At 51.0% G+C, this 20,204-nt stretch carries 20 protein-coding genes; 17 read left to right on the top strand and 3 right to left on the bottom strand.

Annotated elements, in window-relative coordinates:
- Positions 1-154 precede the first annotated feature (154 nt).
- The 6 genes from BZK41_RS12105 (at position 155) to BZK41_RS12080 (ending at position 6,621) form a co-directional block, all read left to right on the top strand.
- Positions 155-1,414, top strand: a complete 1,260-nt coding sequence (locus tag BZK41_RS12105) for a sugar ABC transporter substrate-binding protein (protein WP_079938290.1) — start codon at positions 155-157, stop codon at positions 1,412-1,414.
- 78 nt (positions 1,415-1,492) lie between these two features.
- Positions 1,493-2,437 (top strand): sugar ABC transporter permease, encoded by a 945-nt coding sequence (locus BZK41_RS12100; RefSeq protein WP_079938289.1) that lies wholly within the window; start codon positions 1,493-1,495, stop codon positions 2,435-2,437.
- A gap of 9 nt (positions 2,438-2,446) precedes the next feature.
- Positions 2,447-3,271 carry a carbohydrate ABC transporter permease gene (locus tag BZK41_RS12095; RefSeq protein WP_079938288.1) on the top strand — a complete coding sequence of 275 codons (825 nt, stop codon included), beginning with the start codon at positions 2,447-2,449 and terminating at the stop codon, positions 3,269-3,271.
- 11 nt (positions 3,272-3,282) lie between these two features.
- Complete coding sequence (gene ugpC, locus BZK41_RS12090) at positions 3,283-4,389, top strand: sn-glycerol-3-phosphate ABC transporter ATP-binding protein UgpC (RefSeq protein WP_079938287.1); 1,107 nt, start codon at positions 3,283-3,285, stop codon at positions 4,387-4,389.
- 36 nt (positions 4,390-4,425) lie between these two features.
- Positions 4,426-5,682, top strand: a complete 1,257-nt coding sequence (locus BZK41_RS12085) for a Gfo/Idh/MocA family oxidoreductase (RefSeq protein ID WP_079938286.1) — start codon at positions 4,426-4,428, stop codon at positions 5,680-5,682.
- Between the two features lie 18 nt (positions 5,683-5,700).
- Complete coding sequence (locus BZK41_RS12080) at positions 5,701-6,621, top strand: ROK family protein (RefSeq protein WP_079938285.1); 921 nt, start codon at positions 5,701-5,703, stop codon at positions 6,619-6,621.
- Positions 6,622-6,658: 37 nt separating this feature from the next.
- On the opposite strand, the gene agaR is transcribed toward BZK41_RS12080, so the two are convergent.
- Together agaR and BZK41_RS12070 are read right to left on the bottom strand one after the other, a co-directional pair.
- Positions 6,659-7,429 (bottom strand): transcriptional repressor AgaR, encoded by a 771-nt coding sequence (gene agaR, locus BZK41_RS12075; RefSeq protein ID WP_003024920.1) that lies wholly within the window; start codon positions 7,427-7,429, stop codon positions 6,659-6,661.
- 324 nt (positions 7,430-7,753) lie between these two features.
- Positions 7,754-8,560, bottom strand: coding sequence for a DeoR family transcriptional regulator (locus BZK41_RS12070; RefSeq protein WP_079938284.1), 807 nt, complete (start codon positions 8,558-8,560; stop codon positions 7,754-7,756).
- Between the two features lie 249 nt (positions 8,561-8,809).
- Between BZK41_RS12070 and kbaZ the strand changes: the two genes are divergently transcribed.
- From kbaZ to kbaY, 8 genes are all read left to right on the top strand, one after another.
- On the top strand, positions 8,810-10,105 hold the full coding sequence (kbaZ, locus tag BZK41_RS12060) for a tagatose-bisphosphate aldolase subunit KbaZ (RefSeq protein WP_079938283.1): 1,296 nt from the start codon (positions 8,810-8,812) through the stop codon (positions 10,103-10,105).
- A 19-nt stretch (positions 10,106-10,124) separates the two neighbouring features.
- On the top strand, positions 10,125-10,598 hold the full coding sequence (gene agaV, locus BZK41_RS12055; RefSeq protein ID WP_003024925.1) for a PTS N-acetylgalactosamine transporter subunit IIB: 474 nt from the start codon (positions 10,125-10,127) through the stop codon (positions 10,596-10,598).
- A 10-nt stretch (positions 10,599-10,608) separates the two neighbouring features.
- Positions 10,609-11,388: a PTS N-acetylgalactosamine transporter subunit IIC gene (gene agaW, locus BZK41_RS12050; protein ID WP_003839998.1), complete on the top strand. Its 780-nt coding sequence runs from the start codon at positions 10,609-10,611 to the stop codon at positions 11,386-11,388.
- Positions 11,378-12,256, top strand: a complete 879-nt coding sequence (gene agaE / locus BZK41_RS12045) for a PTS N-acetylgalactosamine transporter subunit IID (RefSeq protein WP_003024929.1) — start codon at positions 11,378-11,380, stop codon at positions 12,254-12,256. The genes agaW and agaE overlap by 11 nt, the downstream gene beginning before the upstream one ends.
- 16 nt (positions 12,257-12,272) lie before the next feature.
- Positions 12,273-12,707 (top strand): PTS galactosamine/N-acetylgalactosamine transporter subunit IIA, encoded by a 435-nt coding sequence (gene agaF / locus BZK41_RS12040; protein WP_038634146.1) that lies wholly within the window; start codon positions 12,273-12,275, stop codon positions 12,705-12,707.
- A complete protein-coding gene (gene nagA, locus BZK41_RS12035; RefSeq protein ID WP_079938282.1) occupies positions 12,704-13,837 on the top strand; it encodes an N-acetylglucosamine-6-phosphate deacetylase in 1,134 nt (377 codons plus the stop codon). Before agaF ends, nagA begins: the two co-directional genes overlap by 4 nt.
- A gap of 302 nt (positions 13,838-14,139) precedes the next feature.
- Complete coding sequence (locus BZK41_RS12030; protein WP_079938281.1) at positions 14,140-15,294, top strand: AgaS family sugar isomerase; 1,155 nt, start codon at positions 14,140-14,142, stop codon at positions 15,292-15,294.
- Positions 15,295-15,306: 12 nt separating this feature from the next.
- Positions 15,307-16,188 (top strand): tagatose-bisphosphate aldolase subunit KbaY, encoded by an 882-nt coding sequence (gene kbaY / locus BZK41_RS12025; protein ID WP_079938280.1) that lies wholly within the window; start codon positions 15,307-15,309, stop codon positions 16,186-16,188.
- A 55-nt stretch (positions 16,189-16,243) separates the two neighbouring features.
- Here the strand turns inward: kbaY and rsmI are convergent, their stop codons facing one another.
- Positions 16,244-17,107 (bottom strand): 16S rRNA (cytidine(1402)-2'-O)-methyltransferase, encoded by an 864-nt coding sequence (rsmI, locus tag BZK41_RS12020; RefSeq protein WP_003024942.1) that lies wholly within the window; start codon positions 17,105-17,107, stop codon positions 16,244-16,246.
- Between the two features lie 63 nt (positions 17,108-17,170).
- Between rsmI and BZK41_RS12015 the strand changes: the two genes are divergently transcribed.
- The 3 genes from BZK41_RS12015 to diaA are packed head-to-tail and all read left to right on the top strand — an operon-like array spanning position 17,171 to position 20,200.
- Positions 17,171-19,222: a penicillin-binding protein activator gene (locus BZK41_RS12015; RefSeq protein WP_079938279.1), complete on the top strand. Its 2,052-nt coding sequence runs from the start codon at positions 17,171-17,173 to the stop codon at positions 19,220-19,222.
- Positions 19,180-19,575 (top strand): YraN family protein, encoded by a 396-nt coding sequence (locus tag BZK41_RS12010; protein ID WP_079938278.1) that lies wholly within the window; start codon positions 19,180-19,182, stop codon positions 19,573-19,575. Before BZK41_RS12015 ends, BZK41_RS12010 begins: the two co-directional genes overlap by 43 nt.
- Positions 19,576-19,609: 34 nt before the next feature.
- Positions 19,610-20,200, top strand: a complete 591-nt coding sequence (diaA, locus tag BZK41_RS12005) for a DnaA initiator-associating protein DiaA (protein ID WP_003024948.1) — start codon at positions 19,610-19,612, stop codon at positions 20,198-20,200.
- The last annotated feature ends 4 nt before the right edge of the window (positions 20,201-20,204 follow it).

Below are 20,204 nucleotides of genomic sequence, written 5' to 3'. Positions count from 1 at the left end.
TTGATAAAAGAGAAACCTACCGAAAGACGATCTTGTTTTAATGCGATAATCACCTATTTTTTACCGCTTTGACTTTCTCCGATGTAAAACAGATTATTCATAGGCTCCTGTAATTTACCTCATAAGCATTCTGACCTGAATAAAGAGGGAAGTTATGTATACCCTGAATAAAAATAATGTCGCATTGGCCTGTCTTATTTCCTGTTTACTGGCAACTCCTGTCGTCGCGAGTGCTGAAGGCCAGTCGGACACAAAGCCTGTTAAATTACGCTACACGTTATGGGACCGTAATCAACTCCCTGGCGAACAACAACTCGTTAATGAATTTGAAAAAAACAATCCTGGTATTAAAGTTGAAATTGAATTAACGCCTTATGACCAATATTTTATCAAGCTAAGTTCAGCAGTCGGTGGAAATGTAGCACCGGATGTATTCTGGATGAACATGCCTAATTTTCAACAATATGTTAAAAATGGCATGCTGGAACCACTGAGCAATTATCTGAAAGTGAAATCAGCGCCTAAACTGGATAATTTTGTTAAAAGCTCAGTCGATGCCTATCAATACCAGTCGCAGCAATATGCCATCCCAAGGGATATTGATGCAATTGCCGTCTGGTACAACAAAAAAATGTTCGATCAGGCTGGCGTGAGCTATCCCGATAAAAACTGGACATGGGACGATTTAAAACAAAAATCAGAGCAGTTGCGTAAAGGGCTGGATAAACAGTCTTATCCACTGGCAATGGAATTCAGCAGCGGACAGGACAGTTATTTTAACCTGCTATTACAGGCTGGCGATAAGATTGTCCTGCCTGAGGGCAAAACGGATGTTGCCAATGACAAAGCCATCGCCGTCTATCGCGATGTTCAAGGCATGCTGAACGCGGGACTAATCCAACCGCCAGGCGAGATGGAAGCCTCGGATGTCTTTCAGTCCAACCGGGTGGCCATGGTCTACGCGGGTTCATGGTGGGCATTACCCTTCTCTCAAAACGAGCTGATTAAAGATCACATCGGCGTGGTACCAATGCCTAAAATGGCAGAGCAGGCAGGTGTATCCCATAGCCTGGCATTTGCCATGTCAGCAAAAAGTCAGCATAAAGATGCGGCGTGGAAGTTCATTGAGTTCATGAGCTCTGAGCATGCGCAGCAGACGCTGGCTACGGGAAAAGTCGTGATCCCTGCAAACCAAAAAGTGGCCAAAGAGTGGGCTGAAGGCTTTAAGGATATTGATGTTTCAGCCTATATCGATTCATTGGCTTTCTCACATAAATATCCAACCGCAGGCTCCAATACCGCCAAGTGGAATAGCATCCTGAATGATGGCTTGAAAAAAGTCTGGACGGGTACTGACCCAGAGAAGGTCATGCCTGGTGTTGCTAAACGCGTTGAACGTGAAATGCAGAAATAATCCTGAGGGAGCCATGCTCCCTCTCGCTTTCGCCCACGCAATATATTTTGGTTGCACAGTGAGCATCCCGGAGTCTGTATGAGCTATTCAGATGAAGCTGCATCCCCACAATTACCAGCCAGGGAAGTGCAAAAAAAATCCCTGACCAAGCTGGAAAAAGAAGAACGCTTCTGGGGATGGATAATGATTATGCCGCTACTGGCGGGGTTAATTGTTTTTTACTTTACTCCGTTCTTCCAGAACGTTTTTTATAGTTTCACTGACCTGGGCGAGTTTCAGATCTGGACGACGATCAGCTTAAATAACTATATTAATTTATTCAGCGATGATGAGTTTCGTTCAGCAATATATAACACCCTGGCCTATGTTTTTATTTGCGTACCGATAATCACCGTTTTGTCATTACTGCTCGCAATTGGCCTGAATCAGGCGATTCGTGGTCAGTGGTTGTTTCGCACGCTGTTGTTTCTACCCGCTGTCACTATGCCTGCGGCCATTGCTATGGTCTGGCAGTGGCTGATGAACCGAAACTTTGGCTTAATTAATCAGATCCTGGCTTTTTTCGATCTTCCGGCCATCGGTTGGTTATCCGATCCCGATGTCGTCCGCCTCAGCGCCTCGTTGGTTATCATCTGGTCGGCTATTGCACTGAAGATGATCATTCTGCTCGCTGGATTGCAGGGGATCCCCAAACAAATTTATGAAGCAATGTCGCTGGATGGCATCAGCAAATTGCGTGGATTCTGGTCTATTACCTTACCGCTAATGATCCCAACGCTGTTTTTCGTACTGGTGATCTCTTTTATCGAAACACTGCAAATTTTCGATGTGGTTTATCTGCTGTTTGGCAGTTCATCCATGGTGGACGATCAGACGATGACCATCGCCTATCTCTTCTATAAATACGCCTTTATCTACCATGAAAAAGGGTATGCCTCAGCAATCGCCGTAGTGATTTTCGTTATCACGATGGTCCTGACGCTGCTGCAAATATGGATTGGTAAACGACTTAAAGCACAGTGAGGCACCACGATGTTCATGACTAAACGTGAAAAATGGCTAATTTACGGCCTGATGATCCTCGCGACGCTGGTAACGGTGGTTCCCTTCATCTGGATGATCATCACCTCTTTTAAAACCCAGGCAGAAAGCATCGCCTTTCCACCGATCCTGCTACCCGCCAACCCTGGGTTTCAGGCTTACGGTAAAATCTTGCATGAAATGCCTTTTGGCAGCTTTTACTTTAACTCTATCGTCTCCACGCTGGTCATTGTCATTTTGCAGACGCTGATTGCGGCAATGGCAGCGTACGGTTTCTCCCGACTGCGTTTTAAAGGGCGAGATATCCTGTTTATGCTGTGTATTTCAATTCTGATGGTGCCCGGTCAGATCTTTTTAATCCCACAGTTTTTAACCGTTGAAAAAATCGGTTTGCTGAACTCAATTCCTGGACTGGTGCTACCGGGCTTATTCAGCATATATAGCGCTTTTTTATTACGTCAGTTTTTTCTGTCAGTACCTAAAGAACTGGAAGAGGCAGCCATTATGGATGGGTATAACCATCTGACTATTTTCTTCAAAATTATGCTGCCATTAATTAAACCGGGACTGATTGCCTGCGTCATTATTAACGGACTGTGGAGCTGGAATAACTTAATGTGGCCGCTGATCGTCAACACCTCCATGGATAAAATGACATTACCAGTAGGATTAGCCTCACTTTCTGGCCGCTCAGGCGTGGAATATCCGATGTTAATGGCGGGCGCATTGCTGGCGATTATCCCGATGTTGTTACTTTATATTTTCTTCCAGCGCTATTTTATTCGCGGCATCGCTGGTGCCGGAATTAAAGGATAAGGGGCAGTGTTATGTCAGGTATTCAATTACAGGCAGTAAGCAAAGTCTATCCCAATGGCTTTCAGGCGATCCATGGCGTTGATCTTGAAATCCACGATGGCGAATTCATGGTGTTTGTCGGCCCATCAGGCTGCGCCAAATCAACGCTGCTGCGCATGATTGCAGGTCTGGAAGATATCACTCATGGTCACATCGCAATCGGAGAGAAGTGCGTCAACGACCTGCTACCAAAGGAGCGAGGCGTTGCCATGGTCTTCCAGAATTATGCCCTCTATCCCCACATGACGATTTATAAAAACATGGCATTCAGTCTGTTAGGGAAAATGAGCAAAGAAGAGATTGATATCCGCGTGCGGGAAGCTGCACACAAGCTGGAAATCGAAACATTGCTCGACAAAAAGCCCGGCCAGCTTTCGGGTGGTCAATGTCAACGCGTAGCCGTTGGCAGGGCCATCGTGCGTAAGCCAGACGTCTTTTTGTTTGATGAACCGCTGTCCAACCTGGATGCAAAATTGCGTGTTTCAATGCGCGTGCGGCTGACAGAACTGCATCGACAACTGCGTCACGAAGGCGTGAGCGCGACCATGGTGTACGTCACGCACGATCAGATTGAAGCAATGACCATGGGAGACAGGATTTGCGTTCTTAATGGCGGTCGTATTATGCAGGTTGATACCCCGGGAAATATTTACCATCACCCCAGGAATAAATTTGTTGCTGGTTTTATTGGTAATCCGGCAATGAATATTATGCTGCTTGATATTGAACCCGGCGCGCGTGGCCTGCGCCTGGCTGATAATTTAATCCTGCCATTAAATACACGCTTGAGTAACCTACTGGAGCAATATCCGCACTCCAGTGTCTGGTTTGGCATCCGCTCAGAGGCCATTCAATTAGCCTCGCAGCATGATGCCTCTGCGTTCGATGCGCACATTACCAACGTAGAAAGGATGGGCAACGAAGACCTTCTGCATTTTGATATTGGTGAGCAACATATGATCTTACGTATTAACTCCTCACCCGACTGGGCCCCTCTTCCCGGCGAATCTATCAAAGTGAAATTTAATCTGGAAGCCGCCTTTTTGTTTGATAAAAAACATGAAGAAAATTTGGCCTGACCGTTATTCCGGCTAAGTGAAAAATGAGAGGTTTATATGTGTGCGAATAAAGTGACCGTATTAGTGGTAGGGGCCGGTGCGCGCGGAGAAATATATTCTCGCTATGCGCTTGAACATCCAGACAGAATGCAGGTGGTAGGCGTTGCCGAGCCCAGAGAGGCATACCGCCAGCAGTTTGTCGCACAGCATAAGATTGACCCAAAGAACGTATTTTGCGACTGGCAAGAAGCTGCGGCCCAACCCAAAATGGCCGACGTAGTACTTATTTGCACGCAGGATAATATGCACAAAGATCCAGCCGTGGCGTTTGCCAATCTCGGCTATCACATCCTGCTGGAAAAACCGCTCGCCCCTACGCCAGAAGATTGCCGGATCATTATTGATGCGGTCAAACGCAACAACGTATTACTGGCCGTCGCGCACGTCCTGCGTTACACCCGCTATACGCAAAAGCTGAAATCACTGCTTGATGAGGGCGTAATTGGCGATATTGTCAGCATGCAGCATCTCGAACCCGTAGGTTACTGGCATCAGGCACACTCGTTTGTACGTGGTAACTGGCGTAATGAAGCAGAATCGTCATTTATGCTGTTACAGAAATCCTGTCATGATTTGGACTGGATCCGCTACATCATGAGCGACAACTGCCAGGACGTAGGATCATTTGGTAGCCTGAGCCACTTTGTGAGAGAGAACCAGCCTGCTGGCGCCGCCGACCGATGCCTTGATTGTCAGGTTGAAGCAACCTGTCCCTGGTCTGCCTGCAAAATTTATCTGGGTGAAAACCACAAATGTACTCCACACTTCCGCCGGGTGCTGACTGCAGATCCCAGCGAAGAAAATGTTCGTCAGGCGCTCCGCGATGGGCCTTATGGTCGCTGCGTTTATCGTTGTGATAATGATGTGGTGGATCATCAGGTTGTTAACTTACGTTTTGCCCACCAGCAGACAGTGACCTTTACCATGACTGCGTTTACCAAAATGGAAGATCGCAAAACGCGCCTGTTTGGCACCAGAGGTTATCTGGAAGGTGATGGCGAGCAGATACGGGTGTTTGATTTCCTGACAGACAAAGAAACAGTGCATCCGATCGAGGAGATCGCCGCTGGCACACAAACCCAGATGGGGGGGCATGGTGGTGGCGATTACTACCTGATGGATCGCTTTATCCACGCAGTGATGGCCAACGATCAAAATATGATCCTTTCTGGCCCGGATGAGTCACTGGAAAGTCACTTAATGGTCTTTGCCGCAGAGCGCGCTCGCAAGGAAAACTGTCTGGTTACGCTGTGAAGCCGGAGGAGATGAGGCATGTTTTACGGTGTTGATATTGGTGGAACCAAAACTGAAATTGTCGCTTTTGATAAGGAAATGCAGGTTTGCTGGCGTAAGCGCGTCGCCACGCCAGTGCAGGATTATGAACTCTTTCTTTCGACCTTTACTTCACTTATTGATACCGCCGACTGGGCGACTGGAACGCAAGGAAAAATTGGCATCGGCATGCCCGGTCTTATGGACAGACATACCGGAAAATTACTGTCATCTAACGTGCCTTGCCTCACCGGACGCCAGGTGATGAACGATCTGGCCCACCGTCTCAATCGTTCAGTTGAACTGGACAATGACTGCTGCTGCTTTGCACTCTCGGAAGCTCATACCCAGCAGGCTCGCCAGTTCTCCAGAATCTTTGGTGCTATCATTGGCACCGGCATGGGCGGAGGTTTAGTCATTGACGGTCAGCTGTATCGGGGTCGCAACCGAATGGCCAGTGAGTTTGGCCATTTACCGCTTCCGGCAACATTTATGCGTCGTTATCACTTGCCGGAACTGAAGTGCGGCTGTGGCTTACAAGGGTGTCTGGAACGCTATCAATCCGGTCCTGGTTTACTGTGGCTCCACAAACACTTCAGTGGAGAACAACTCAAAATGGAGACCCTGCTGGAGCATTATCGTCATGGCAATGCCAGCGCCGTTACTACCATAGAAGCATGGATTGATATGTTGGGTTGTACGCTGGCGCAATTGCAGTTGATTTTGGATGTCGATGCTTTTGTTCTCGGCGGTGGAGTATCCAACATTGAGGAAATTTATACGTTGCTGCCGCAGGCTATGTCCCGTTATTTGTTCCCGGGATTAGAGCCTGCCCGCGTATTCTCGGCCATCCATGGCGCATCCAGCGGGGTTCGCGGTGCCGCGTTGCTGTTGGTTGAACAGGGTACCCTGACCCACTAAAAAATGGCTGGCGAGGAAATCTCGCCAGCCATTTCAGTTATTCATCCGCAATCACCACATCCACCCCAAGCTGGATTAATGTCCGGTGATAATTTTCTGGGATCCCGCTGTCGGTAATTACCCGGTCAATCCCGCTGATTTCGCTAATCATACAGAAACTTTTGCGGCCAAACTTGCTGGAGTCAGCAACTACCGTGACCTCCTGCGCAACCTCACACATTACCTGATTCAGATGTGCTTCTCCCGGATGTGGTGTGGTAATCCCTGCTTCCAGGCAGAACCCGTCAACGCCTAAGAAAAGCTTATCAAACCTGTATTGTCTAAGCTGGTGTTCTGCTGAAGGGCCATACAATGAATAGACACTTTGCCTGACGTTCCCTCCCAGGATCATGACGTCTACGCGCTCAAAATTCGCCAGTTCCCACGCAATGTTGAGCGCATTGGTCATCACCACCAGATCGCGGCGATTCTTTAACATTGGAGGAATGAGCGTGGTGGTCGAACCGGAATCGAGGATTAACGTGTCACCATCCTTCACAAAGCTGGCCGCTTTTTCGGCAATACGCGTTTTCACATCGCGATTCAGCCGGTCCTTATCCTGCAAAGGCCGGTCAAGGGCAAAGTGCTGATTGAGAACCGCCCCTCCGTAGGAGCGCATGACGCATCCTTTCTGCTCCAGATAACGTAAGTCGTTGCGGATCGTGACCGATGACACACCAAAATGGACGCTCAGTGGCTCGACACGAACGCTACCCTGATCGCACAGCAGATCAATTATTTGCTCGCGACGTCTTAAGTTATCCAGCATTTCTATTGCTCCATCAAATATTCATGTTGTTTTGTTTTAGCGCTTTAGCACTTTCGTTTTCTTTTGAATATATTACATCAGAAGCAATAAGGTGAATTTGTGCGCACAGACTCAGCGTTTAATTTAACAAAAACTGACTTTTTTCTTTCGTTTTAGCAAATCGAAACGAAGAAAACCGAAAAAATGAAAAGACTCAAAACGGGAAAGATGCGAGAAAGGAACGGTAAGCATGCAAAAAAACGAAAGCGAGCTACTAAAAAAGCTCGCTTATGGTTTGTTTTTGTTTAATTGAATGGGATCACATTTTTGAATTTTAGAGCGGGACTACTCAACAATGATCACTTCAACACCGCTGCGGCGTAGTTCCTGCAAGCTCTCCTCTGGGATACCTTCATCAACAATGATGGTATGGATCCTGTGGGTATCAATGATCTTATGCAGGCTGGAGCGGTTAAACTTCGTCGAGTCGGTAACAACAATAATACGTTCAGCCACTTCACACATCCGGCGGTTGAGACGCGCCTCATCTTCGTTGTGCGTGCTAACACCACGCTCTAAATCGATAGCATCAACGCCAAGAAACAGCATGTCGAAGTGATAATTTTGTAGCGACTGCTCAGCCTGATCGCCATAAAACGATTGTGACTGACGACGCAAATGACCGCCGGTCATCAGCAGCTCAACCCCTTCAGCTTCCAGTAGCGCATTGGCGACATTCATACCGTTGGTCATAGCAATAACATTGGTGTGCTGGCGCATCAGGCGGGCAATTTCATAGGTCGTGGTGCCGGAGTCAAGGATCACGCGGTGTCCCGGTTGAATCAACTCTGCGGCGGCTCTGGCAATACTGCGTTTTACTGCCGTATTAAGTGAACTCTTATCTTCAACAGAAGGCTCCACAACAGGCGCATTACTTTCGCAAATCAGCGCACCGCCATAGGCACGTACCGCAATCCCCTGCTTTTCCAGAAAAGCGAGGTCGTTGCGAATAGTGACCGTGGAGACGCCAAAAAATAAGGAAAGATCGTTAACCTGAACGCTTCCCTGCTGGCGTAACCGCTGGATGATCTGCTCACGTCTTTCGCTGGTGCCAATAACGCGCTTGTCTGCAGAGGACTCGGTGTTACTCATAAGAAATCCTTTAGTTGAGTCTTTCGTTTTATTTCGTTTCGTCTATTAACGCCTTTCTTTTGCGCGAATGCAAGCCCCACAAGCAGGGAAGAGCCGGACGAACTTACGCTGAAACCTTTCATTGCGTTTCTTTTGTGAAACAGATCGGAAAACTATTATCTTTCGTTTTATTTTTATAACACCATGATGCAGTATTAAATGAAACAAAACGAAAGATTGATGTCGCAGTAATCTGACCTGGAGAGGAAAGTGAAACATCTAACTAAAATGGTCGAGCAGCATAAACGGGGGAAGGCAAACGGGATTTATGCCGTTTGTTCCGCGCATCCAATCGTACTGGAAGCCGCAATACGCTACGCCCATGCAAACCATACACCGCTGTTGATCGAAGCAACCTCTAATCAGGTTGACCAGTTTGGCGGCTATACGGGGATGACACCAGCCGATTTTCGCAGTTTTGTCTGCCGATTAGCCGACTCGCTTGATTTTTCTCAGGATATGCTGATTCTTGGCGGAGACCATCTCGGGCCAAACCGTTGGCAAAATCTGCCTGCGGAGCAGGCAATGGCCAATGCTGACGATCTGATCAAGAGCTATGTCGCCGCAGGCTTTAAAAAAATCCACCTCGATTGCAGCATGTCTTGTGCTAACGACCCGGTTCCACTGACGGATGAAATCGTCGCCGAGCGTGCTGCACGCCTGGCAAAAGTCGCCGAAGAAACCTGTATGGCACATTTTGGCGAGTCTGATCTGGTCTATGTGATTGGCACAGAAGTTCCGGTTCCTGGTGGCGCACACGAAACGTTAACCGAACTGGCGGTAACAACGCCGGATGCCGCACGTGCAACGCTGCAGGCCCACTATCACGCCTTTGAAAAGCGCGGGCTGGAAGGTATATGGGCACGTATTATCGCCCTGGTCGTGCAACCTGGCGTTGAATTCGACCACACGCACATCATTGATTATCAACCGCAGAAAGCCGTGGCACTCAGCAAAATGGTGGAAGACTACGACACGCTGGTTTTTGAAGCGCATTCTACCGATTACCAAACGCCACAGTCCTTACGCCAACTGGTGATAGACCACTTCGCTATTCTGAAAGTGGGACCAGCACTGACCTTTGCCCTGCGCGAAGCGCTGTTTTCACTGGCCGCTATTGAAGAAGAATTGCTGCCTGCAAAAGCCAGCTCGGGCCTGCGACATGTGCTGGAGAGCGTGATGCTAGATCGCCCAGAGTACTGGCAGAGCCACTATCACGGTGATGGCAACGCACGCCGTCTGGCCCGTGGATACAGCTACTCCGATCGGGTTCGTTACTACTGGCCGGACAGCCAGATTGATGAAGCATTTGAACGTCTGGTACGTAACCTGGCGGACGACCCTATTCCACTGCCGCTGATTAGCCAGTATTTACCCTTGCAGTACGTAAAAGTGCGCGAGGGAGATCTCAGCGCCACGCCGCGAGAACTCATCATTAACCATATTCAGGACATACTGCAGCAATATCACTGCGCCTGCCTGGGTGCTCCAGCTCGTAACGCATAACAAAAAAGAGAAAAATATCATGCCAAACATTGTATTAAGTCGCATTGATGAACGTTTGATTCACGGTCAGGTTGGTGTGCAATGGGTCGGGTTTGCGGGGGCAAACCTGGTGCTGGTCGCTAATGATGAGGTGGCTGAAGATCCAGTGCAGCAAAACCTGATGGAAATGGTACTGGCAGAAGGGATCGCCGTACGTTTCTGGTCACTACAAAAAGTGATCGACAATATTCACCGTGCCGCCGATCGCCAGAAAATTCTACTGGTCTGCAAATCGCCTGCGGATTTCTTCCGTCTGGTCGAAGGCGGTGTACCTGTTAACCGTATCAACGTTGGCAATATGCACTACGCCAACGGCAAGCAACAAATCGCCAAAACGGTTTCTGTAGACGCTGCCGATATTACGGCGTTCAACGGGCTCAAAGCCGCTGGAGTGGAATGCTTCGTTCAGGGCGTTCCAACAGAACCCGCCCAGGACCTCTATAAACTTCTCTGAGGGATTCACAATGGAAATCAGTCTGTTGCAGGCTTTTGCGTTGGGTATTCTCGCCTTTATTGCAGGCCTGGATATGTTCAACGGGTTAACGCACATGCACCGCCCGGTTGTTCTCGGGCCGCTGGTCGGCCTGATTCTGGGCGATCTGCATACCGGTATTTTAACAGGTGGTACGCTGGAACTGGTGTGGATGGGTCTGGCCCCACTGGCGGGAGCTCAGCCACCAAACGTGATTATCGGCACTATCGTGGGAACCACGTTTGCCATAACGACCGGAGTGAAACCTGAAGTTGCCGTAGGTGTGGCGGTACCGTTCGCCGTAGCAGTACAGATGGGGATTACCTTCCTGTTCTCTGTGATGTCCGGGGTGATGGCTCGCTGCGATCGCATGGCAGCGAATGCCGATACCGCCGGGATTGAGCGGGTCAACTATCTGGCGTTGCTCGCGCTGGGGACCTTCTACTTTTTATGCGCGTTCCTGCCGATTTACTTTGGCGCGGAACATGCCAAAACCGCGATAGATGTTCTGCCGACGCGTCTGATTGACGGCCTGGGTGTGGCAGGCGGCATCATGCCAGCTATCGGCTTCGCCGTACTGCTGAAAATCATGATGAAAAACGTCTATATCCCCTATTTCATCCTGGGTTTTGTCGCCGCAGCCTGGCTCAAACTCCCTGTGCTGGCGATCGCCGCCGCAGCACTGGCAATGGCGCTGATCGATTTTCTGCGTAAATCACCTGAACCTACAGCTCCCGCAGCACAAAAAGAGGAATTCGAAGATGGCATCTAATCAAACGGCTCTGCCGAACGTTTCCGAAACCGAAGAAACGCTGCTGTCAGGCACCAATGAAAACGTCTACGAAGACCAGAATATCGGTGCCGAACTGACGAAAAAAGATATCAACCGTGTTGCCTGGCGTTCAATGCTGTTGCAGGCCTCTTTTAACTACGAACGTATGCAGGCATCAGGATGGCTGTACGGCCTGTTACCTGCTCTGAAAAAGATCCATACCAATAAGCGCGATCTGGCGCGTTCGATGAAAGGCCATATGGGCTTCTTCAACACGCACCCGTTCCTGGTCACGTTTGTTATCGGGATTATCCTGGCGATGGAACGCTCCAAGCAGGATGTGAACAGTATTCAAAGTACCAAGATTGCCGTGGGTGCGCCGCTGGGCGGCATCGGTGATGCCATGTTCTGGTTAACGTTACTGCCTATTTGCGGCGGTATCGGTGCCAGCCTGGCGCTGCAAGGCTCTATTCTTGGCGCAGTTGTCTTTATTGTTATGTTCAACGTGGTTCATCTTGGTCTGCGCTTTGGGCTGGCACACTATGCTTATCGAATGGGTGTTGCTGCCATTCCGCTGATTAAAGCTAACACCAAAAAAGTTGGACATGCGGCATCCATCGTAGGGATGACGGTGATCGGTGCGCTGGTAGCGACCTATGTTCGCCTGAGCACTACGCTGGAAATCACAGCTGGCGATGCGGTAGTGAAACTGCAAACAGACGTGATAGACAAGCTGATGCCTGCATTTTTGCCGTTGGTCTACACATTGACCATGTTCTGGCTGGTCCGCCGTGGCTGGAGTCCTCTGCGCCTTATCGCCATTACCGTGGTGCTCGGCGTCGTAGGTAAGTTCTGTCATTTCCTGTAAATATAAGGGGTTGTAGATGTTAGGTATTATTTTGACGGGTCATGGCGGGTTTGCCAGCGGAATGGAAAAAGCGATGAAACAGATTCTGGGTGAACAGACTCAGTTCATTGCCATCGACTTTCCAGAAACCTCTACCACTGCCTTACTCACTTCGCAACTTGAACAGGCGGTGAGTGAACTGGATGCGCAGCAAGATATCGTGTTTCTGACAGACCTGTTGGGCGGGACGCCATTTCGCGTCGCTTCCACGCTGGCGATGCAAAGGCAAGGCACTGAAGTGATCACCGGTACCAATCTGCAACTGCTCCTGGAGATGGTGCTGGAGCGTGACGGCCTGAGCAGCGAAGCGTTTCGTTTGCAAGCGCTGGAGTGCGGGCACCGGGGTTTAACCAGCCTGGTGGACGAACTGGGGCGCTGCCGCGAAGAAAAGCCCGTTGAGGAAGGGATATGACACTGCTACTGCGCGCCAGACGTCTACTGACAGAACAGGGCTGGCTGGGCGATCATCAATTGCATGTTGAAGACGGTATCATTGCGGCAATAGAGCCAATTCCTTCCGGCGTTATGGTCCGCGATGCTGAACTGCTCTGTCCGGCATACATTGATACCCACGTGCACGGGGGCGCGGGTGCCGATGTGATGGATGAAGCACCGGATACGCTCGACAAACTGGCGATGCACAAAGCACGTGAAGGGGTAGCCAACTGGCTACCCACTACCGTCACAGCACCACTACCGGATATTCACAAGGCGCTTGAGCGTATTGCCCATCGCTACCATTCCGGAGGGCCCGGCGCACAGGTGCTGGGCAGTTATCTTGAAGGCCCGTACTTTACGCCGCAGAACAAAGGGGCGCACCCGCCTGAGCTTTTCAGGGAACTGGAACTCAGTGAACTGGATGAACTGATTGCGATTTCCCAGCAAACATTGCGTGTCGTTGCACTGGCACCAGAAAAACCCGGTGCATTGCAGGCCATCGAACATCTGAAGCAGCGCAACGTACGGGTGATGCTGGGCCACAGCGCAGCTACCTGGGAACAAACCCGCGCAGCCTTTGACGCCGGCGCTGACGGACTGGTTCACTGCTATAACGGTATGACCGGCTTACATCATCGGGAGCCAGGAATGGTTGGCGCAGGCTTAACCGACCCTCGCGCTTGGCTGGAACTTATCGCTGACGGACACCATGTCCACCCGGCGGCCATGAAGCTCTGCTGCTGTTGCGCCAAAGACAGACTGGTGCTGATCACCGATGCCATGCAGGCTGCAGGAATGCCAGACGGACGCTATACGCTCTGCGGTGAGGAGGTTGAAATGCACAGTGGTATTGTGCGTACCGCTTCCGGTGGCCTGGCTGGTAGCACGCTCTCGGTTGACGCAGCCGTACGTAATATGGTCGAGCTCACCGGGATAACGGCAGAAGAGGCAATTCATATGGCCTCACTCCACCCCGCACGTTTGTTAGGCATCGATCGCCAACTGGGATCGTTAGCAGTGGGAAAACGAGCCGACGCAATCGCACTTAATAGCGGGCTACATTTACAACAGATTTGGATTCAGGGTCAGGCTCTCCCCCTTTAGACCTTTCATTTTGCATCCTGTTGGCCTGCGGTCTTCGATCGCAAGGCCTTTCTTTTCCTTTCGCTTATGGAAATACCGATCCACATCGCAATCAACCTCTTCTTTATAGATCAATAAGATAACCATAGCCTTCGTTCTCACGATCACAAATTTCGTTTTATTTCCTTTTGGATTATTGCTCTTTCGATTTCTTTCCTATAGATTTTAATCAATCGACAAGATGAACAAGTGAAACGAAACGAAAGATAGCGACATTCTCGCCAGCGTCTTATGTGGAATTTACAAGACTAAGGACTTAAGTTATGCCAGAAACCTATACCCCTGTTACCGCGGTAACGGGCACCTGGACCGAAGAAGAGATCCGTCAACAACCAGCCAGTTGGATCCGTTCCCTTACGAATATCGACAACATTCGATCTGCCATTGACAGCTTTCTCGCACCATTACTGCGCAAAAACGATCTGCGGATCATACTGACCGGGGCCGGAACATCAGCATTCATTGGCGACATCATCGCCCCCTGGCTGGCAAGCTATACCGGTAAAAACATCAGCGCTGTACCGACCACCGATCTGGTCACCAATCCGATGGATTACCTGAATCCCGCACATCCGCTGCTGCTCATTTCTTTCGCTCGCTCAGGTAACAGCCCTGAAAGTGTTGCTGCGGTAGAGCTGGCTAATCAGTTTGTGCCTGAGTGTTATCACCTGCCAATCACCTGTAACGAAGCAGGTAGCCTGTATCAAAACGCAGTTGCAAGCGACAATGCTTTTGCTCTGCTAATGCCCGCAGAGACACATGATCGTGGTTTCGCCATGACCAGCAGCATTACCACCATGATGGCCAGCTGCCTGGCAGTATTCGCCCCGGAGAAAATCAACAGTCAGACCTTCCGCGACGTGGCCGATCGGTGCCAGGCGATCCTGACTTCACTGGGCGATTTCAGCGACGGCGTATTTGGCAATGAGCCCTGGAAACGGATCGTCTATCTCGGTAGCGGTGGATTACAGGGCGTCGCGCGTGAATCGGCCCTGAAAGTCCTGGAGCTGACGGCAGGCAAACTGGCCGCATTCTATGACTCCCCGACAGGTTTTCGTCACGGTCCGAAGTCGCTGGTTGATAACGAAACTCTGGTAGTAGTCTTTGTTTCCAGCCATCCCTATACACGTCAATACGATCTCGATCTGCTGGCAGAGTTACGCCGCGATCGGCAGGCATTGCGGGTTGTCGCGATTGCCGCACAAACCCATGAGGTGATTGAAGCTGGCCCACATATTCTGCTGCCACCAGCACGCACTTTCATCGATATGGAATTGGCGTTCTGCTTCCTGATCTACGCCCAGGTCTTTGCTTTGACGCAATCCATCAATATCGGCAATACACCGGATACGCCTTCTGCCAGCGGCACTGTGAACCGCGTTGTACAGGGCGTTGTTATTCATCCCTGGAACGCCTAAAAGGATCGTTTTATGAGCATTATTTCCACGAAATACCTCCTGCTGGATGCACAAAAAAAGGGCTATGCCGTACCCGCCTTCAACATTCATAACGCCGAGACGATCCAGGCGATCCTTGAAGTGTGCTCTGAAATGCAATCGCCGGTGATCCTTGCCGGGACGCCAGGCACCTTTAAACATATCGCGCTGGAAGAGATCTACGCGCTGTGCAGCGCTTATTCCATCAGCTACGGGATACCGCTTGCGCTGCACCTCGATCACCATGAGTCGCTGGACGATATCCGTCGTAAAGTGAATGCAGGAGTGCGCAGCGCAATGATTGACGGCAGCCACTTTCCGTTTGAAGAAAACGTGAAGCTGGTGAAATCCGTTGTGGATTTTTGCCATGCCAAAGATTGCAGCGTGGAAGCTGAGCTAGGTCGCCTCGGTGGCGTAGAAGATGATATGAGCGTGGATGCAGAAAGCGCCTTCCTAACCGATCCACAAGAAGCTAAACGGTTTGTTGAGCGTACTGGCGTAGATAGCCTTGCTGTTGCCATCGGCACAGCACACGGCTTGTACACCAAAACGCCCAAAATCGATTTCCAGCGGCTGGGTGAAATTCGTGAGGTGGTGGATATTCCGCTGGTGCTGCATGGCGCAAGCGATGTCCCTGACGAATACGTCCGCCGCACGATCGAGCTTGGCGTTTGCAAAGTTAATGTGGCTACCGAACTGAAAATCGCTTTTGCCGATGCGGTCAAAGCGTGGTTTGCGGAGAATCCGCAGGGCAACGATCCCCGCTATTACATGCGGGTCGGTATGGATGCAATGAAAGAGGTGGTACGTAGCAAAATCACTGTATGCGGGTCAGCAAACCGCTTATTAGTCAGTGAAACTGCCGCTCAGTCTTAAGCACTGTGTTAGCTAATGGCCATACCCTTGTCGGTTTGGCCATCAACAATCGGGCTTACTCTCCCTGCTGTTCCAGAGCGTGCTTATACAACGCATTCTTTTTCACGCCATGGATTTCAGCAGCCAGCGCGGCGGCCTTTTTCAGCGGCAGTTCTGCCTGCAATAAGGCCAACGTACGCAGCGCATCGGCAGGAAGATCGTCTTCCTGCGCTTTATGCCCTTCGACAATCAGCACCATTTCACCTTTACGACGATTCTCATCTTCCTTGACCCACGCCAGCAGTTCACCAACCGGTGCACCGTGAATAGTTTCCCAGGTTTTGGTCAGCTCGCGCGCCAGTACCACGTAACGGGATTCGCCCCAGACGGCAACCATGTCTTCCAGGCTATCCAGCAAGCGGTGGGTAGATTCATAAAAAATAAGCGTACGCGGCTCGGCTTCAATGGCTTTCATCGCATCACGACGCCCTTTCGATTTGGCAGGCAGAAATCCTTCATAGCAAAAACGGTCTGAAGGCAGACCTGCAGCGCTCAGGGCAGCAATCGCCGCACAAGGACCAGGCAGGGGAACAACGCGGATCCCCGCTTCGCGACAGGTGCGCACCAGATGGTAGCCCGGATCGTTAATCAGCGGCGTTCCGGCATCGGAAACCAGCGCAATGTTTTGCCCTTCTTTGAGCTTCGCGACCAGCGTTTCGGCCTTTTGCTGCTCGTTATGGTCATGTAGCGCGAACAAACGCGCGTTAATCGCGAAGTGTTGTAACAATAATCCTGTATGACGAGTGTCTTCAGCGGCAATCAAATCAACGGCTTGTAAAACTTCGAGCGCTCGTTGGGTAATATCAGCCAAATTTCCTATAGGAGTAGGTACAATAAAGAGTTGGCCTTGAGAATTATCCGCCGATTCGTGTTGTTTCATTGTGTCGTCCGTATTGCCGATTTAATATTGAGCATTGAGTAAAAAAATATCACTGGATACAGTATGGTACCCTCAACATTTTCTCGTTTGAAAGCCGCACGCGCGCTACCAGTCATTCTGGCAGCACTGATTTTCGCAGGCTGTGGCACCCAGGCGCCAGACCAGAGTGCAGCCCATATGCAGGGCACTGCGCAGGCTGATTCCGGCTTTTATCTGCAACAAATGCAGCAAAGCTCAGATGATAGCAAGACCAACTGGCAATTACTCGCCATTCGTGCACTGCTGAAAGAAGGCAAGAGCCAGCAGGCTATCGAACTGTTCAACCAGCTACCGCAGAAGCTAAGCGATACCCAGCGTCGTGAGCAGTCACTGCTGGCCGTCGAGATTAAGCTTGCGCAGAAAGATGTCGCTGGGGCACAGGCCCTGCTGGATAAGTTAACACCCGCCGATTTCGATCAAAACCAACAGGCACGCTACTGGCAGGCGCAAATCGACGTCAACCAGGGTCGCCCATCTCTGACGCTGCTGCGCGCCCTGATCGCGCAGGAACCGCTGCTGGCCGCGAATGCTAAGCAGAAAAACATGGACGCCACCTGGCAGGCGTTATCGTCCATGACCCAGGAGCAAGCGCAGGCGCTGGTCATCAATGCCGATGAAAACGTGCTGCAAGGTTGGCTGGATCTCCAGCGCGTCTGGTTCGATAACCGTAACGATCCGGACATGATGAAAGCCGGTATTGCAGACTGGCAGAAACGTTATCCGCAAAACCCAGGGGCAAAACTGTTACCAACACAGTTGGTTAACGTGCAGAGCTTTAAGCCCGCCTCCACCAGCAAAATAGCCCTGCTGTTACCACTGAACGGTCAGGCCGCTGTATTTGGCCGGACTATTCAGCAAGGCTTTGAAGCAGCGAAAAACATGGGCACTCAACCCGTAGCAGCCCCAGCGGTTGCCGCGCCTGCTGCAGATACAGCAGCCATAGCGACCACGGAACAGCCGCAAAGCGCTGACGGTGTTGCCAGCCCTTCTCAGGCGTCAGTAAGCGATCTGACCAACGAGACGCCAGCTCAGCCAGAAACACCTGCTGTGCAGCCCGCAGCCCCCGCTCAGCCAACAACGGCCAGCGCACCGGCGAACCCATCCGCTGAGCTGAAAATCTACGACACTTCATCACAGCCGCTGAACCAGATCCTGACTCAGGTTCAGCAGGATGGCGCCAGCATCGTGGTTGGCCCACTGCTGAAGAACAATGTTGAAGAGCTGATGAAAAGCAACACGCCATTAAACGTACTGGCGCTTAACCAGCCGGAGTCGGTGAAAAACCTGCCGAACGTCTGCTACTTCGCCCTGTCGCCAGAAGATGAAGCGCGCGACGCCGCGCACCACATCCGCGATCAAGGCAAACAGACGCCGCTGTTGTTGATCCCACGGAGTTCATTAGGCGATCGCGTTGCTAACGCCTTTGCACAGGAATGGCAAAAACTGGGTGGCGGCGTGGTATTGCAGCAGAAATTCGGCTCCACCGCTGAACTTAAAATGGGCGTTAACGGCGGCTCGGGGATTTCCCTGACGGGCAGCCCGGTGGCCTCCTCTGTGCCAGCACAACCCGGCGTGACGATTGGCGGTCTGACCATCCCAGCAGCACCCACCGATGCGCAAATCACCGGCGGCAGCGGTCGTGTTGATGCCGTGTATATTCTGGCGACGCCTGAAGAAATTGCATTTATTAAGCCGATGATCGCCATGCGCAACGGCAGCCAGAGCGGCGCCACGTTGTACGCCAGTTCTCGTAGTGCGCAGGGCACTGCCGGCCCGGATTTCCGTCTGGAGATGGAAGGCTTGCAGTACAGCGAAATTCCAATGCTGGCAGGCGCTAACGCACCTCTCATGCAGCAGGCGCTTGGCGCAGTTCGTAACGACTACTCGCTGGCGCGTATGTACGCCATGGGTGTCGATGCCTGGTCGCTCGCCAACCACTTCTCGCAAATGCGTCAGGTGCAGGGTTTCGAAATCAACGGCAATACCGGGGCCTTAACCGCAACGCAGGATTGTGTGATTAACAGGAAGTTATCATGGCTCAAATACCAGCAAGGACAAGTCGTCCCCGCCAGTTAACGAGTAAACAGACCGGTGACGCGTGGGAATCTACCGCGCGTGACTGGCTGTTGAGCAAGGGACTGCATTTTATCGCCGCCAACGTGCGTGAACGTGGCGGCGAAATCGACCTGATAATGCGTGAAGGCAACACCACCGTATTTGTTGAGGTTCGCTACCGACGCTCAGCACAGTTCGGCGGTGCGGCGGCGAGTGTGACCCGTAGCAAACAACAGAAATTATTACAGACCGCCCGCTTGTGGCTTGCGCGCCACAATGGGAGTTTTGATACTGTGGATTGCCGGTTCGATGTGTTAGCCTTCACCGGAAATGATGTTGAGTGGTTTAAGGACGCGTTCAACGACCGCTCATAGTTGAAGATTCAGAGCCTGGTTCTTAAGGATTAGCGTGTTAGATAGAATTAAAGTCTGCTTTACAGAAAGCATTCAAACTCAGATAGCTGCGGCTGAAGCACTTCCGGATGCGATCTCCCGTGCCGCCATGACGCTGGTTCAGTCCCTGCTCAATGGCAACAAAATTCTCTGTTGTGGTAATGGGACGTCCGCTGCCAACGCACAGCATTTTGCTGCCAGCATGATCAATCGTTTTGAAACAGAACGCCCAAGTTTACCTGCGATTGCACTAAATACTGATAATGTGGTCTTAACTGCGATTGCCAACGATCGCCTGCACGACGAAGTTTATGCAAAACAAGTCCGTGCGCTGGGACATGCAGGTGATGTTCTGCTGGCAATTTCTACGCGTGGTAATAGCCGCGATATCGTAAAAGCCGTTGAAGCCGCCGTGACACGCGACATGACAATCGTCGCGCTGACCGGGTATGACGGAGGGGAACTGGCCGGGTTACTGGGGCCGCAGGATGTTGAAATCCGTATTCCCTCACACCACAGTGCCCGCGTTCAGGAAATGCACATGCTGACGGTCAACTGCCTTTGCGATCTCATCGATAACACGCTTTTCCCTCACCAGGATGATTAAGGAG

It is taken from the genome of Citrobacter sp. A316, assembly GCF_002042945.1.
Taxonomy (GTDB): domain Bacteria; phylum Pseudomonadota; class Gammaproteobacteria; order Enterobacterales; family Enterobacteriaceae; genus Citrobacter; species Citrobacter portucalensis.
This window is presented reverse-complemented; position numbering and strand designations above follow the sequence as displayed.